This window comes from Secundilactobacillus sp. MJ173 (assembly GCF_059704265.1).
In genome coordinates, this window is sequence record NZ_BAAKGN010000046.1 from 1 (window position 1) to 673 (window position 673).

Annotated in this window: 1 pseudogene; it reads left to right on the forward strand. The window is 44.4% G+C overall.

Annotation, left to right across the window (positions count from 1 at the left end):
- A pseudogene (locus AC6H04_RS07600) lies at positions 1–603 on the forward strand (hypothetical protein); the annotation flags it as partial.
- Positions 604–673 lie beyond the last annotated feature (70 nt).

Below are 673 nucleotides of genomic sequence, written 5' to 3' on the forward strand. Positions count from 1 at the left end.
GATGGTATTTCAGCCTACTTTAAGAGTGAAGTTTCAAAAGATGTGCCGTTTACGTATGTCGAAGGTGAAGTTGCAGACGGTATTCAAGTCTACACCAAGGCAGCCGTGGGTCCCGCTCTCGCGTCTGCGTCCGCGACAGTACCAAATGACCCAACAACTCAACCCACAACACCCTCTCAGCCGGAAGAAGGCCAAGCAGTTACCACTGGTGTTGATGGAGACCAAACACCAGCAGATCCCCAACCAGTCGAACCGGCATCAAATCAAACAATTACCACAGGTGTTGATGAAGGCCAGACTCCTGAAATTGTTAAGGCGCATCAACAGCCTATGATGACGTATTTAACTTCGGAAAATACGACCGCTGAGTCCCAAGCTAGTGAAAAAGCAGCGGGCGTCAATTTCACCAAGGTTAATAAGATTCGGACAATTTCGCTTAAAAGTTCAATTAAAGCACAACCTAAAGCACCTGAAAGTAAAGCAGCTGCTTTACCGCAATCAAATGATAAAGCGGAAACCCCAGCAACAATTTTGGGTTACTTCATGCTTGCTGTAACAAGTTTGATTGGCTGGTTAGGTTTTAACTGGGAACGGAAGAATTAATCACGCATTTAGATATTCTATTTCAAATGCACAAAAAATAACCGAGAAGATCAATTTGATCATTCCCGGT